Source organism: Paenarthrobacter sp. NPDC057981 (assembly GCF_042886835.1).
Taxonomy (GTDB): Bacteria; Actinomycetota; Actinomycetes; order Actinomycetales; family Micrococcaceae; genus Arthrobacter.
Window position 1 is genome coordinate 24,833 of record NZ_JBHVQI010000007.1, and the last position, 12,995, is coordinate 37,827.

Sequence of the window (12,995 nt, forward strand, 5' to 3'; positions counted from 1 at the left end):
ACAGCTACACGGCATCGGGCTGCGTGTCCGTCGCTTCAGTCGCAGCAGGCGTCAGCGGATTCTCGATCTCGTCCGTCATCATCCGCGCCGCGAACACAGCCACGAACGCCATGAACGGGCACACCAGGCCGGCCACCAGGAAAATCAGCCAGATCGGGACCACCTCGGCCACGGGTCCGGCGAGCGCCATGGACACCGGCATCAAGGCCAGGGAAACAAAGAAGTCCAGGCTCGAAATCCGTCCCAACAGATGGCGTGGGACGCGGCGCTGAAGGAGCGTGCCCCAGATAACCGTTCCCATGCCTTCGGTGACTCCGAAAATCAGCATGGCAGCGCCGAGCAGCCACACATTGTCCATGAACCCAATGGCGGCAACGGGCAGGCTGCCCAGCCCCCACGTCACCACCATGACCGTCAGATAGCGGCGGGGAAGGGGGAAGGATGCGGTTGCCAGTGCGGCCACAGCACTGCCGACGCCCATGACGGCGAGCAGGAAGCCGAACATCCTGGAGTCGCCACCGAGCTGGTCGCGGACCACGAAAGGCAGCAGGACCTCGATGGGCCCGATCAGGAACAACACTGACAGGCAGGCCCAGATAAGGGTCCAGAGCAGCCAGGGGGTGCGGACGGTGTAGCTGAACCCTTCGCGGAGGTCGCGGAGGAAGGACCCTGACGCGTTTTGCTCCGGGGATGTTTGGGGGATGCCGGGATTCTGCCGGCCCAGGAAATTCAGGATCGCGAACGCCAGGAAATGGCACGCGGCCACCCCTGCAATTGAATGCGCAGGCGAGAAGGCCGCCACCAGGATGCCGGCGACCGCGGGCCCGGCGGCCTGTTGGAGGATGGGGCGGACAGTGCCTTCCATGCCGTTGGCCGCAAGGAGGTCCTCCGCCGGCAGGATGCGGGGAAGGAGCGCCGAGTAGGCGGGGAAGAAGAAGGCCTGACCCACGCCAAGGACGAAAGCGCCGATGGCCAAGTGCCAGAGTTGAAGGACGTTGAGCATGGCCAGCAGCGTGACCGTGGCGATCACGGCCAGGTTGGCGCCTTCAACGGCGATGATCAGGAGCCGTTGCGGGAACCGGTCTGCGGCGATGCCACCTGCCAGCACGAAGCCGACCAGCCCCACACTCGCCGCGGTGGCCACCAACGACAACTCCAGCGGTCCGCCGCCCAAGTGGATGACCTCGTAGACCATGGCCACTGCCCACATGCCGGATCCGAATATGGAGATGGACAGGGCAGAGATCAGCACCCGGAATTCCCGGTGCACAAAGGGGCGCAGCGCTCTCAGGGCGGCCATTTCACCAGCCTAGACCTGGGTCAGGACGCTGCGTAAGGTTGTCCCGCGCCCGGCGCGGGAGGTCAGGTCAAGAAGCGCCGGACGGCGGGGCGTCGCCGTCGTCGATGTCCGGGCCTTCGGCCGGGTCCTGGCTGTGCAAGCCAGTATCGTGCGGAACCCAGCCCTCTGTTTCACCCTCTGCCGGGGCGTCGGTGTGGTGCCGGATGACGTGTTCGTTCTTGTCCGGGGCGTTCATGACGGATACTCCCTGTCCTTGCTGGACTGCTTCCGTAAGTGCCCCCAGTCTACGCCGGGGAGGCCGATTGTGGGGCCCGCTCTGCGCGGAATACTGTCCACAGAGGGCGCAGATCGGGCCTCGCAACGCAGGAGTGTGGCATAGGCTGAAACCATCAGTTCCCTGAATAATCAGAGCTGCCAAGGAGAGGTGAACATGCCCAAGCGCCCCAACCCGGCGGTGAAAATCGCCCAAGAGACGGCACACAACGCAGTCTTCGATGCCGAAGGCAACACCAAGCCCGGAGTGCACAACGTGCTCCTGAAGGCAGTGGAAGTCCAGCGTCCCTTGGTCCTGGCGAATCTTCGCAGGCTTCAGCGGCGACACCCCAACGACTCCCCGGCGCAGCTGGCCGCCCGGCTTGAGCGCCACTACTTGTTCGCCATCTCCGGCGGGGGAGCCGGGGTGGGGGCCATCGCCGTCGTACCTGGGATCGGAACTGCGGCCTCGCTGGGCCTGTCCGCCCTCGCAACGGTGGGTTTCCTGGAGACCACGGCACTGTACGCGTCCTCGCTGGCCGAGCTCCACGGCATTCGGCTCACTGACCCCGTACGTGCCCAAACCATGGTCATGGCCATCATGCTGGGTGAGGAAGGAACGTCCATGCTCGGTGCCCTCAGCGGCCAATCGCTGGGACGTGGCAAGGGTGTCACAAACGCCTGGGGCAAGACCCTGACAAAGAAGATCCCCGGCAGCGGCTTCGGCGTCATCCGCGACACGATCCAGCGCGCGTTCCTCAAGAACCTGTTGAAGAAGCAGGGTTCGGCATTCCTCGGCCGCGCCTTGCCGTTCGGTGTGGGTGCAGTGGTGGGCGGTGCGGGCAATATGATGATGGGCCGTGCTGTTGTGTCAACAGCCAAGGAAGCGTTCGGCCCGCTGCCGGACACCATTCCAGGCGAGTTGCTTCCCAACGCACGCAAAAATGTCCTCGGGAACCCGACATCGGAAGGCGATAACAGTGGATTTGAACGCTGATCTGGGAGAGTCGTTCGGCTCCTGGACCATGGGCGACGACGCTTCCATGTTCCGCATCGTGAGCAGCGCCAACGTGGCCTGCGGATTCCACGCCGGCGATCCGCTCACCATGCTGGACAGTTGCCGGGCAGCATTCGAACTCGATGTCCGCGTGGGCGCCCACGTCGGTTACCGGGATCTGGCCGGTTTTGGTCGGCGTTCACTGGACATGACGTTCGATGAGCTGTTCGGGGACGTGCTCTACCAGCTGGGAGCCCTGGACGGGATGGCCCACGCGGTCGGGGCTTCGGTGGACTACGTGAAGCCGCATGGCGCCCTGTACAACAGGATCGTACGGGATGCCGAGCAAGCTGAAGCTGTGGTCGCGGCCGTCCACGCTTATGATCCGGGGCTTCCCGTGCTCGGCCTGCCGGGCTCCGCCTGGATCACGCTTGCTGACGAAGCCGGGCACCCGGTCTTCCGCGAAGCATTCGTGGACCGGGCCTACCTGCCGGACGGGACCCTTGTTCCCCGGACACAGGAAGGCGCCGTGCTGCACGACACCGCCGCCGTGGTGGCGCAGGCCGTACGACTGGCCACGCTCAAGGAAGTCGTTGCGATCGACGGTTCGGTTGTCCCCGTCCAGGCCGACTCCCTGTGTATCCACGGCGACACCCCCGGCGCGGTCAACATGGCAGCCGCTGTCCGCGAAGGCCTTGAGCAGGCGGGCGTGAACATTGAGGCTTTTGCCTGATTTTATGGAGAGGCAGAATTCGTGAGGAGGGAGTCCGCATGGGTGCGGTAGTGGTGGATCCCGGGCCCTCAAGCCTGGTCCTTGACCCGGAGCACGTCCTGGACCGCGCGTCCATGAACCTGGCCAACGCCCTGTTGGGCAACTCCGCCACGGCACCGGGACTTGAGGTCCTGGTGGGTGGCCTGAAGCTGCGCTTCGTCACGGGTTCCGCCATCTCCGTCACCGGTGCCGAGGGCGTAGTGACCCTCAACGGCAACGAACTTCCACTTAACAAACCGGTCCGTGTGGCTCCCGGCGGCGTGCTGGTAATTGGTGCCGCCAGGTTCGGGATCCGCTACTACGTTGCCGTGCAGGGCGGATTTACCGGGCGCGGAGCGCTCCAAGCCGGTGAGGCCCTCACCTTCGGCAAGGCTCAAGGCCAGGGATTCCCACACATCCACCAGCCGGCCCGGCGGGCACTGGACCCAGAACGGCCGGTGGTCGCCCGGATTACGCGCGGCCCGCGGGTGCCAAATTACGACGCCGGATTGTGGCTTCGCTTGACCACGGAACCATGGATTCTCTCGCCCGAGTCGGACCGCGTCGGCGCGCGGTTGGCGGGCCGCCCGCTGGAGGTGGCCTCGGCTCCAGCACCCCAGGCCCAACCGTTGGCGGCCGGTTCGGTGGTGTTGCCGGCGTCGGGCCTTCCCGTCATCGCCCTCGCAGACCGCCCGGCCACGGCCAAGTCGCCCGTGATTGCGCTGGTCCGCGACGACGACCTCGACTTGATCGGACAGGCCAGGCCCGGACAGATGGTGCATCTGCTGGGGTAGAAGTCCGTCAGCCCTGAAGTTTTTGCGCCAGCATGACCAGGATGCCGCTGGGACCGCGAAGGTAGGTCAGCTTGTAGATGTCCTGGTAGTTGGCCACGCCGCGCAGCGGGGTGCAACCGTGCTTTGCGGCGATCTCCAAGGCGGCATCGATGTCGTCAACCGAGAAAGCCACGCGGTGCATGCCGATCTCGTTGGGAAGGGTTGGGCTCGTTTCGATCGCATCGGGGTGGAGGTACTCGAACAGCTCCAGTTGGCCCTGGCCGTCGGGGGTTTGGAGGACCGCGATCTTCGCGTGGTTTCCGTCGAGTCCCACAGCGGTGTCCGCCCAGTCACCGCTGACAGTGTCCCGGCCCAGCACCGTCAGGCCCAGGTCGGTGAAGAAAGCGATGGTTTCTTCGAGGTCCCGGACAGCTATTCCGACGTTCTCAAGCTTGATAGGCATGCGTTGACGGTACCAAGGCGCACACGGTAGCTCCAGGGTGCCGAGCTCAGCCGAAGAGCAGGTGGGCCACGGTGAAGATCGCCAAACCGGCCAACGCGCCCACCACGGTTCCGTTGATGCGGATGTACTGGAGGTCCTTGCCCACCTGCAGCTCGATCTTCTGCGACGTTTCCTCGGCATCCCAACGCGCCACCGTGTCAGAGATGACACCGGCAATATCCGAGCGGTACGTGTTTACCAAATACCCGGCGGCATCACCGATCCAGGTGTTGACCTTGCCGGCCAGCTCCTCGTCGTTGACCAAGCGAGTACCAAAGTCCCGCACGGCGCTCTTGAAGCGCTGGCTCAGTTCGCTGTCGGGATCATCGACGGCGTTGAGCAGCGCGGTCTTGACCGTTCCCCAGGTGCGGGAGGCAAGTTCGCGGACCTCCGGGTCGCCGAGGATCTGCGCCTTGATCCCCTCAGCGCGCTCGATCATCGACGGATCATGCTGAAGGTCCTGTGCAAGGTCGGTGAGGTAGGCGTCAATCGACTGCCGGACCTGGTGGTTCGGGTCGGCCTGGACTGCGCGGACGAACTTGGAAAGCTCCACGTGCACGCGGTCTCCCACCAGTCCGTCGACGAACGTCGGCACCCACAGCGGAGACCGGTCCGACACCAGCCGGTTCACGGTTGCGTGGTTGGCATCCACCCAGTCGGCGGCTCGGTCCACCAGCAGGTCCACCAGCCTGTGATGATGACCGTCGGCGAAGATCCGTTCAGCCATCCGGCCAACGGGCGGGCCCCACGGAGGAGTGAGGAGGTGCTTGCGGACCATTCCCTCGATGACTGCCTGCACGTCGTCGTCGTTGAGAACCGTGAACACGCCGCGGATCGCAGCGCCGCCCTCCTTGGCCACACGTTCGGCACCGCCGGGTCCCGATAGCCAGTGCCCGGCCTTGCGGGCGATGTCGATGCTGGCCAACTTCTCCTGCACCACCTCCTGTGAGAGGAAGTTGCTCTCCACGAATTCGCTGAGCGACTCACCGATCTGGTCTTTGCGCCGCGGGATGATGGCCGTATGCGGAATCCGCAATCCCATGGGGTACTTGAACAGAGCCGTCACGGCGAACCAGTCAGCCAAAGCACCCACCATGCCGCCCTCGGCGGCAGCGCGCACATATTCCAGCCACGGATACTGCTTCTGCAGTGCAAAGGCCACCGTAAAGATCACAGCCATGGCAATCAGGAGGCCCAGCGCCAAGCGCTTCATGCGGAGGAGCGCCGCCGCTTTCTCCCTTTCACCGGCGGAAAAACCGACGACGGCGGAACGGTCCGGCGCGTCTGCGTCACCGCGCCGCTTGGGTTGCGGGTCCGGCGTGGCGACGTCGTCAGTTGGGGTTCGCTCAGAGTTCACCTGCATTAGCCCAGCGTAGTCCCCGTTCGTAAAGCGGTGTGGGCTACCGTGTCTGCATGAGCACCGACGACTTCACCCCGCTTCGCCCCATGGTTTTCGCCCACCGGGGCGCCAGCGCCGCGTTTGCAGAGCACACACGGGCGGCCTATCTGAAGGCGATCGCCGACGGCGCCGATGGTGTGGAGTGCGACGTCCACCTGACCCGCGACCAGCACGTGGTCCTGCTGCATGACGCCAATCTGGACCGAACCTCCACGGGTACCGGACCCGTTTCCGAGCACACCCTTGAGCAGCTCAGGTCCTTGGATTTTTCGTCGTGGAAAGGTGCCCGCATTCCCGATGCCTACGGGGGAGTGGCCGACCAGTTCCTGACGTTGCCGGAACTGTTGGACATCCTGCGCGGAGCCGGCCGGGACATCGGGCTGGCGATCGAACTCAAGCACCCCAGCCCCTATGGGCTCAAACTCGAGGATCGGGTCCTGACCCTCTTGGAGGAGGAGGGATGGTCGCCGGATGAATCCCGACTGGAGAATATACAGATCTCCTTCATGAGTTTCGACTCCGATTCGGTCCAGAGATTGCTCGAGTCAGTCCCCGGGCAGCACATCTGCCAGTTGGTGGATGACTTCAGTGTCCAGGAAATCCGCCAGGAGCTTGGCCTGGGATTCCTCACCGGCGGTGCCGTCGCGAACGTCATGAAGGCGGCCCAGGAAGACGCGGAACGCGTGCTCGACGAAGGGCAAGTAGGCATCGCTGGACCGGGCATTGACTATGTGCGTGAACATGCCCGAAACGTCCAGCGCTGGCTGGAGGCTGGGCGTATATTCCGCGTGTGGACCGTGGATACCGAGAAGGATGTTGCCCTGTGCCAGGGGTTGGGCATCCACGAGATCACCACCAACAGGCCGGCGCAGGTACTCGCCCAACTGATGGTGTCCAACTAGCCTCGCAGCTTTGGGGGCCACTCCGCTTGTGATTGAGTGGTCTCATGCCTTTTCGCTGGTCAGTCCAAGCACGCCGCACCACCTCCGCAGTTGCCCTGAGCGCTTTGCTCCTGGCCAGCGCTGCGAAGCACTTCCGCACGCCGTCCTTTTACAACCCCGTGGTGCCCGACTATCTGTGTCGCGACGATGAGCCAGGCTCCCGTTCCAATGGTCCTCTGGCAGTCATGTCCCGCGAGGAATGGATTGCTTCCTCGGGCCTGCTTGAGGCCGCTGCCGCCGTCGGACTCCTGATCCCCGCCACGCGCAAGGCAGCCGCAAACGCTACCACGGCCATGTTCGCTGCATTCCTTGCGGGACATATAGATGCCCTGAGGCGTGCTTACGGGCCGGACGGCACAGAAAAAGAGCGCCGCATCCACACCGTCCGACTGCCTTTGCAGTTGCCCCTCATCCTGTGGTCCTGGAGTCTCCGGAAATGAGCAGCAGTTCCGCTCCCATGAAGCTGAGGGAGTCGCCGGCCTTCAAGATCGCTCTGTCCCTGAGTATTGCGACGGGCCTCTATGGCGTGTCTTTCGGCGCGTTGTCGGTGGCCTCCGGTTTCGATCTCTGGCAGACGATGGCGCTGAGTCTCCTGCTGTTCAGCGGGGGATCGCAATTTGCGTTCATCGGTGTCGTGGCAGGCGGCGGTTCAGGTGTCGCGGCGATGACGGCCAGTGCCCTGCTGGGTATGCGCAACGGCATCTACGGGATGCAGATCAATGCCATGCTGCGCCCGAGGGGCTGGAAGCGCTATGTCTCGGCCCACGTCACGATCGACGAGTCGACTGCCACCGCCTCCGGCCAATCCGATCCCGGTGAGCAGAGCCGTGGTTTCTGGACGGCCGGAATTGGAATATTCATCTTGTGGAATATCTTCACTGCCGTCGGAGCCTTGGCCGGCGATGCCATGGGAGACCCCAAGCAGTGGGGGCTGGATGGAGCTGCCGTCGCGGCGTTCCTTGCACTGTTGTGGCCGCGACTCAAAGGCCGCGAACCATGGGCCATCGCCGCAGCCTGCGCGTTGGCCACAATCCTGGCCGTCCCGTTGGTGCCGTCCGGCGTTCCCATCCTGGTGGCCGCAGTGGTCGCTGGAGTCATCGGATGGTTCAGCCACGCCCGCATGGACGAAGGCCTGGAGCCGGACGTCGACCCCTACGCGGAGAAGCGCCGGCATGGGAAGGAAGGCGGGAAATGAACCTTTGGCTGTGGATTCTCATCGCATGCGCGTTGGCCTACCTCACCAAGCTGGTGGGCTACTTTGTGCCAGCGAAGCTGCTGGACAACCCCCGCATCATGCACGTGGCCGGGACCATGACCATCGGGCTGCTCGCGTCCCTGACAGTTGTGAACGCTGTGGCCTCGGGCCAGGGTTTGGTTCTTGACGCCCGGATCGGCGCCCTGGTGGCCGCCGCCGTCGCGCTGTTGCTTCGTGCGCCGTTCCTGGTGGTCGTCATCTCGGGCGCGGCAGCCGCGGCGCTGCTGCGGCTGCTGGGTTGGGGCTGAGGACAGAACTGAACGCCGGCCGCGGCGGGTTCAGGCGCTTTCGCTAAGGGTCACTCCCGGGATGCCCGACTGCTCGGGAAGGGGGCGCGAGGGCCGCTCGGTCCGGATGGCGTCCTCGATCAGGGCTACCGGGCGCTTCCAGGCCTCGGAGCCCGGTTCCATCGTGTCGACGGCGCCGATCAGCATGGCTACCAACCTGACCATGTCCTCGATGGTGATGTCGCGGCGCAGGGTTCCCTGGCCCTGTCCACGTTCCAAAAGGGTGGCCATGGCTCCGATGAGGCCACCGGTGATTCCCATGAGAAGTCCGCGGCGGCCGGCAACTGCGTCCAACAGGTTGGCGTCTTCGCTGGCAACCCGCATCACGGCGTCGATGACGTTGATGAGTCCTTCGGCGGCATCCATGCCGTCGGTTGCCGCAGCTGCCACAGGGTCCACGTGCTGGCGCAGTTGCCGCGACAATGCGGCGAGGACCAGCTGTTCCTTGTCGGAGAAGTTGCGGAACAACGTTGCGGGGCCAACTCCAGCGGTGGCGGCGATGGTCTGCAGGGGTACGTCCGGGCCAAATTCGCGGAAGCACTGCCGGGCGGCGGTGATGATCTTGTCCACATTGCGTGCGGCGTCTGCCCTGAGGGGCTTGCGTTCAGAGGGCTGTTCCATGTTTGTCAGAGTAGCAACGCAGGCGTTCCGGCCTGTTGTTACGCGGGAGTACGTTCTTATATGACAAACCAGCACATGAAACACTGGATTCATGTTGCTTGCATTCTCAGTTGCCCCTTCGGGCCAGCCCGCGTCCGCCAACAACGGGGGGCCCGCCCCTGATGCTTCCGTGCACGATGCTGTTGCGGCCGCCGTCAAGATCGTGCGTGAATCGGGACTGCCCAACCAGACCGACTCCATGTTCACCACCATTGAGGGCGAGTGGGACGAGGTTTTCGACGTCGTCAAGCGCGCCACTGAGGCGGTTGGCCGCTATGGCAGCCGGGTCTCACTGGTGATCAAGGCGGACATCCGGCCCGGCTACAGCGGCGAGCTGACCGGCAAGGTCGAACGCCTGGAAGACGCGATCTCCGCCTCGGAGTAGATGCTTTCCCCAGCAGGCCGCGAGTGCCAGACTGGGGGCCATGATTGAACACGTGGCTGAACCCGGCTGGGTTGACGTCGAGCGTTACCTGTCTGACGTCGTCGTGCGTCCTGAACCTGCCCACCGGCGCGCGGTGGATTCGGCGCTTGAGGCGGGCATGCCAGCCATCGAGGTGGCACCCAACGCGGGCAAGCTGCTGCGGATGCTGGTGCAGTTGTCCGGCGCCCGGCGCGTACTGGAGATCGGGACCCTGGCCGGCTTCAGCAGCATCTGGATGGCTCAGGGACTGCCCGACGACGGCAGGATCGTCACGTGCGAATACCTCCAGAAGCACGCCGACGTCGCCCGTGCCAACCTTGATGCTGCCGGTGTGGGACACAAAGTGGACATCCGGGTGGGGGCTGCCCTTGACACGCTTCCGACGCTGGCCGGCCAGGAATCGTTCGACCTTGTCTTCATTGATGCAGACAAGGAAAACGATGCCAACTATCTTGATTGGGCCATCAGGCTGGGCCACCCCGGCACGGTGATCGTGATGGACAACGTGATCTGGGACGGGGCCATTCTGGAGCCTGGGAGGGATGAAACCAACGCACCGGGGATCGTCAAGGCTTTGGAAATGATGGGCGGGGACCCACGCTTGGATGCTACGGCCATCCAGACAGTGGGCAGCAAGGGCTGGGACGGCTTCGCGATCGCCCGGGTGCTGTAGATGGATTTCACGCTTCGCCCTGCAACGGTGGATGACGCCGAGGCCATGGCCGCCATGCATTTCCAGTCCTGGCGGGAAAGCTACGGACACCTGCTGCCGCGGGAGTTCTTCGAGCGGCAGGAAGCGGGACTGCCCCAACGCGCCGGAAAATACCGCGAGTCCATCGCGGCAGGTCACATGCGGATGCTGGCCTTCGGTCCCGACGGTGATCTGGTGGGGCTTGGCGCTGCCGGTGAGGGCAGGGACGAAGACCGGCCGTGCGACGTGGAGCTGTTCATGCTCTACACCATGGAGCGCATCCACGGCAGGGGAGTTGGGCAGGCTTTGGTGGATGCCCTGATCGGCGACGGTCCGGCGTACCTGTGGGTTTTGGACGACAACCCGCGGGCGCAGGCTTTCTACCGGCGCAACGGCTTCGTTCCCGATGGAAAGCGCCAACTGTGCGACCCGTCCTGGTACTCGCTGCCCGAACACCGGATGGTGCGTCCCGGCGTCGTGTCCTGACTCAGCGTTCGCTGTCCTCCGGCTGGCCGACCTCCAGAGGCGCGCCCAGAGGCGCGTCGGAGTCCGGCGGCGCGTCCGAGTCCGGTGGCGGATCAAGAACGGGCGGTGCGTCGAGCAGGCTGGGTGGTTTGGGCACGCGCGTGAGCAGCAGGCAGACCACCGTGAGCCACGCGACTGCTGCAGTCAACACCTCCGCCCACACCGACGCTCCAACGTTCATGATGCGATCATATGGCTCAAGCGGCACGAACTGTAAGTATCCTTACTAAATATGTGGCTGAACCGGGTAATACGTCATTCCACTAGGCTGGGAGCATGAATCAGGTGGGGCGGAAATAGTGGCAAAACGCGGAAAGAGATCGACGGCGGGAGTCGTCGAGGTGCCTTCCGGCGCCCGCCCCGATGGTCCGGCTGAAGGCGTCTACTACATCGATACCGGCGATTGCGAACTGCTCCAGGACCAGGACAATTCCAACGGGTGGCTCCTGAAGATCAACGGCGTCATGAGCTCGCATATCGACCTCGCAGACCCACTTTTCCTGGACTTTGAGTACATGCGGTGGATCGCGGCCCTGGTGGAATCCCGGTGGCCCCGCGAGCACAAACCGAAGCTGCGCGCACTGCATCTGGGCGGAGGTGCATGTTCGATGGCGCGGTACTTCCACGCCGCGTACCCGGAAGCCCGTCAGGTCGTCGTCGAACTCGATGGCAAGCTGGCCGACTACGTCCGCGGCTGGTTCGACCTGCCGAAAGCGCCCTTGCTGCGGATCCGCGTGGGCGAAGCGAGGGAGGTCACAGAGTCCCTCACCCCTGATACCCGCGACCTCATCATCCGCGACGTCTTCGCCGGCGCCTTCACGCCGCGCGCCCTCACAACGCGGGAATTCACGGCCCATGCCGACGCTGTGCTGGCTGCAGACGGGCTGTACGTGGTCAATTCGGGTGACGCTCCGGATCTAAAGAATGCCCGGGCCGATGCCGCCACCATCGCGGACACGTTCGAACACACCATGATCATCGCCGATCCCGCCATGCTCAAGGGGCGTCGTTACGGCAACATGATCATGGCCGGCAGCCACGTCCCGTTCGGTGATGATCCAACGCTTGCGAGGAGGCTGCTGGGCGGGGGCGTGCCCGCCCATATCTGGGACGACGCCAAGGTCCGGGCATTCGCAGCCGGAACCCCCGTCCGCCACGATCCCGCCACCGACTAAACCGCCCCCGCCGGTGGAGTTTTTGTACACATAACGCGCTTATGAGGGGCTTTTAGGCGCATTAACCGTACAAAAACTCCGGGGCTAGGGGGCGCCGAGCAACTCCTTCCGTCGGCTCTCCGTCTCCTCGCGCAGGGCCTGCACGACGGCGGCTACCGCGGGGCGGCGCATGGAGTCGGGGCGGAGGACCATCCAGTAGGGCAGTAGCTCCGCGAAATCCGAGGGCAAAAGCCTCACGAGGTCCGGGTGCCGGTCCGCCATGAAACACGGCAGGAAGCCAACACCGGCCCCGGCACGCGTGGCTTCCACGTGCACGAACACATTCGTGGAGCTCAGGCCGTCACGCATGGTCGGGACCAACCTGCGGGGCGCATCGAGATCGTCCACTTGCAGCATCGAATCCACAAAGTAGACCAGCTGGTGCTGCGTGAGCTCCTCAATGCTGGAGGGAGTCCCGTGGTCCGCCAGATACGCGCGGGAGGCGTACATCCCCAGCCTGTACTCGCCCAGCCGGAGCGCCTCGGCCCGGTGAACCTGCGGCGTCCCCACCACCACCTCGATGTCCAGCCCTGACCGTTGCTGCAGCGCCCGCCGCGTCACCGTCACGATCTCGACGCTGAGGCCAGGATGCTCCCGCCGAAGCCGGGCAACAGCCGGTGCTGCGATATACGCGCTGAAGCCATCGGTCGCGGTCATGCGTACGACGCCGGTAATCGGGTCGGGTGCGCGGTCGCTGGGTCCCAGGGCGCTCACCGCAGCTTCGATGCGTTCGGCGACCAGCACGGCTTCCGCGCCGAGGTCCGTCACTTCCCAACCACCGGCCGCACGCGCGAGGACCCGGCCGCCCAGCGCCTTCTCCAGCGCCGCTATCCGTCGGGAAACGGTGGTGTGGTTCAGCCCCAAGGCTTGGGCCGCCGTCGTGAATTTACCGGAACGTGAGACGGCGAGGAAGATGAGGAGGTCGTCGGGGTTGGGGTTCATATCTGCAATTCTGCACACCTAAGGTGCCTTATTGGTCATTGAGGCATAACGAATCTGCGGCAATACTCAGTGGAGCATTTCG

18 protein-coding genes are annotated in these 12,995 nt (G+C 64.6%); 11 read left to right on the plus strand and 7 right to left on the minus strand.

What is annotated here, in order from left to right:
* Positions 1 to 4: 4 nt before the first annotated feature.
* On the minus strand, positions 5 to 1,300 hold the full coding sequence (locus ACFVSI_RS09075) for an MFS transporter (RefSeq protein ID WP_387822178.1): 1,296 nt from the start codon (positions 1,298 to 1,300) through the stop codon (positions 5 to 7).
* A gap of 67 nt (positions 1,301 to 1,367) precedes the next feature.
* Positions 1,368 to 1,535: a hypothetical protein gene (locus ACFVSI_RS09080; RefSeq protein WP_377547479.1), complete on the minus strand. Its 168-nt coding sequence runs from the start codon at positions 1,533 to 1,535 to the stop codon at positions 1,368 to 1,370.
* Positions 1,536 to 1,730: 195 nt separating this feature from the next.
* On the opposite strand from ACFVSI_RS09080, the gene ACFVSI_RS09085 reads away from it, so the two are divergent.
* From ACFVSI_RS09085 to ACFVSI_RS09095, 3 genes are read left to right on the plus strand one after another with little or no spacing between them, the layout of a single operon-like run.
* Positions 1,731 to 2,549, plus strand: coding sequence for a hypothetical protein (locus ACFVSI_RS09085; protein ID WP_387822180.1), 819 nt, complete (start codon positions 1,731 to 1,733; stop codon positions 2,547 to 2,549).
* Entirely contained in the window at positions 2,533 to 3,282 is a 750-nt protein-coding gene (locus ACFVSI_RS09090) for a LamB/YcsF family protein (RefSeq protein WP_387822182.1), read from the plus strand. Before ACFVSI_RS09085 ends, ACFVSI_RS09090 begins: the two co-directional genes overlap by 17 nt.
* A gap of 38 nt (positions 3,283 to 3,320) precedes the next feature.
* Positions 3,321 to 4,094, plus strand: a complete 774-nt coding sequence (locus ACFVSI_RS09095; RefSeq protein WP_387822185.1) for an allophanate hydrolase — start codon at positions 3,321 to 3,323, stop codon at positions 4,092 to 4,094.
* Positions 4,095 to 4,101: 7 nt separating this feature from the next.
* Here the strand turns inward: ACFVSI_RS09095 and ACFVSI_RS09100 are convergent, their stop codons facing one another.
* Positions 4,102 to 4,536 (minus strand): VOC family protein, encoded by a 435-nt coding sequence (locus tag ACFVSI_RS09100; protein ID WP_387822187.1) that lies wholly within the window; start codon positions 4,534 to 4,536, stop codon positions 4,102 to 4,104.
* 46 nt (positions 4,537 to 4,582) lie between these two features.
* Positions 4,583 to 5,938: a DUF445 domain-containing protein gene (locus ACFVSI_RS09105; protein ID WP_387822190.1), complete on the minus strand. Its 1,356-nt coding sequence runs from the start codon at positions 5,936 to 5,938 to the stop codon at positions 4,583 to 4,585.
* Between the two features lie 50 nt (positions 5,939 to 5,988).
* Between ACFVSI_RS09105 and ACFVSI_RS09110 the strand changes: the two genes are divergently transcribed.
* From ACFVSI_RS09110 to ACFVSI_RS09125, 4 genes are read left to right on the plus strand one after another with little or no spacing between them, the layout of a single operon-like run.
* Positions 5,989 to 6,876, plus strand: coding sequence for a glycerophosphodiester phosphodiesterase family protein (locus ACFVSI_RS09110; RefSeq protein ID WP_387822193.1), 888 nt, complete (start codon positions 5,989 to 5,991; stop codon positions 6,874 to 6,876).
* Positions 6,877 to 6,920: 44 nt separating this feature from the next.
* Entirely contained in the window at positions 6,921 to 7,355 is a 435-nt protein-coding gene (locus ACFVSI_RS09115; RefSeq protein ID WP_387822196.1) for a hypothetical protein, read from the plus strand.
* On the plus strand, positions 7,352 to 8,110 hold the full coding sequence (locus ACFVSI_RS09120) for an AzlC family ABC transporter permease (protein ID WP_387822199.1): 759 nt from the start codon (positions 7,352 to 7,354) through the stop codon (positions 8,108 to 8,110). The genes ACFVSI_RS09115 and ACFVSI_RS09120 overlap by 4 nt, the downstream gene beginning before the upstream one ends.
* Positions 8,107 to 8,418 (plus strand): AzlD domain-containing protein, encoded by a 312-nt coding sequence (locus tag ACFVSI_RS09125; protein ID WP_018778883.1) that lies wholly within the window; start codon positions 8,107 to 8,109, stop codon positions 8,416 to 8,418. The genes ACFVSI_RS09120 and ACFVSI_RS09125 overlap by 4 nt, the downstream gene beginning before the upstream one ends.
* A 30-nt stretch (positions 8,419 to 8,448) precedes the next feature.
* Here the strand turns inward: ACFVSI_RS09125 and ACFVSI_RS09130 are convergent, their stop codons facing one another.
* Positions 8,449 to 9,078: a TetR/AcrR family transcriptional regulator gene (locus ACFVSI_RS09130; RefSeq protein ID WP_144661766.1), complete on the minus strand. Its 630-nt coding sequence runs from the start codon at positions 9,076 to 9,078 to the stop codon at positions 8,449 to 8,451.
* A gap of 91 nt (positions 9,079 to 9,169) precedes the next feature.
* On the opposite strand from ACFVSI_RS09130, the gene ACFVSI_RS09135 reads away from it, so the two are divergent.
* The 3 genes from ACFVSI_RS09135 to ACFVSI_RS09145 are packed head-to-tail and all read left to right on the plus strand — an operon-like array spanning position 9,170 to position 10,718.
* On the plus strand, positions 9,170 to 9,502 hold the full coding sequence (locus tag ACFVSI_RS09135; RefSeq protein WP_387822202.1) for an MTH1187 family thiamine-binding protein: 333 nt from the start codon (positions 9,170 to 9,172) through the stop codon (positions 9,500 to 9,502).
* Between the two features lie 40 nt (positions 9,503 to 9,542).
* The gene (locus tag ACFVSI_RS09140; RefSeq protein ID WP_387822204.1) at positions 9,543 to 10,214 is read left to right on the plus strand and encodes an O-methyltransferase; all 672 of its coding nucleotides are present in this window, start codon (positions 9,543 to 9,545) and stop codon (positions 10,212 to 10,214) included.
* Complete coding sequence (locus ACFVSI_RS09145) at positions 10,215 to 10,718, plus strand: GNAT family N-acetyltransferase (RefSeq protein WP_387822207.1); 504 nt, start codon at positions 10,215 to 10,217, stop codon at positions 10,716 to 10,718. It abuts the gene before it with no gap.
* A 1-nt stretch (position 10,719) separates the two neighbouring features.
* Here the strand turns inward: ACFVSI_RS09145 and ACFVSI_RS09150 are convergent, their stop codons facing one another.
* A complete protein-coding gene (locus ACFVSI_RS09150; protein ID WP_387822210.1) occupies positions 10,720 to 10,938 on the minus strand; it encodes a hypothetical protein in 219 nt (72 codons plus the stop codon).
* 118 nt (positions 10,939 to 11,056) lie between these two features.
* Here ACFVSI_RS09150 and ACFVSI_RS09155 point away from each other — a divergent pair, with 118 nt between their 5' ends.
* The gene (locus ACFVSI_RS09155) at positions 11,057 to 11,932 is read left to right on the plus strand and encodes a spermidine synthase (protein WP_387822213.1); all 876 of its coding nucleotides are present in this window, start codon (positions 11,057 to 11,059) and stop codon (positions 11,930 to 11,932) included.
* An 84-nt stretch (positions 11,933 to 12,016) separates the two neighbouring features.
* Here the strand turns inward: ACFVSI_RS09155 and ACFVSI_RS09160 are convergent, their stop codons facing one another.
* Entirely contained in the window at positions 12,017 to 12,913 is an 897-nt protein-coding gene (locus ACFVSI_RS09160; RefSeq protein ID WP_387822216.1) for a LysR family transcriptional regulator, read from the minus strand.
* Positions 12,914 to 12,995: the final 82 nt, after the last annotated feature.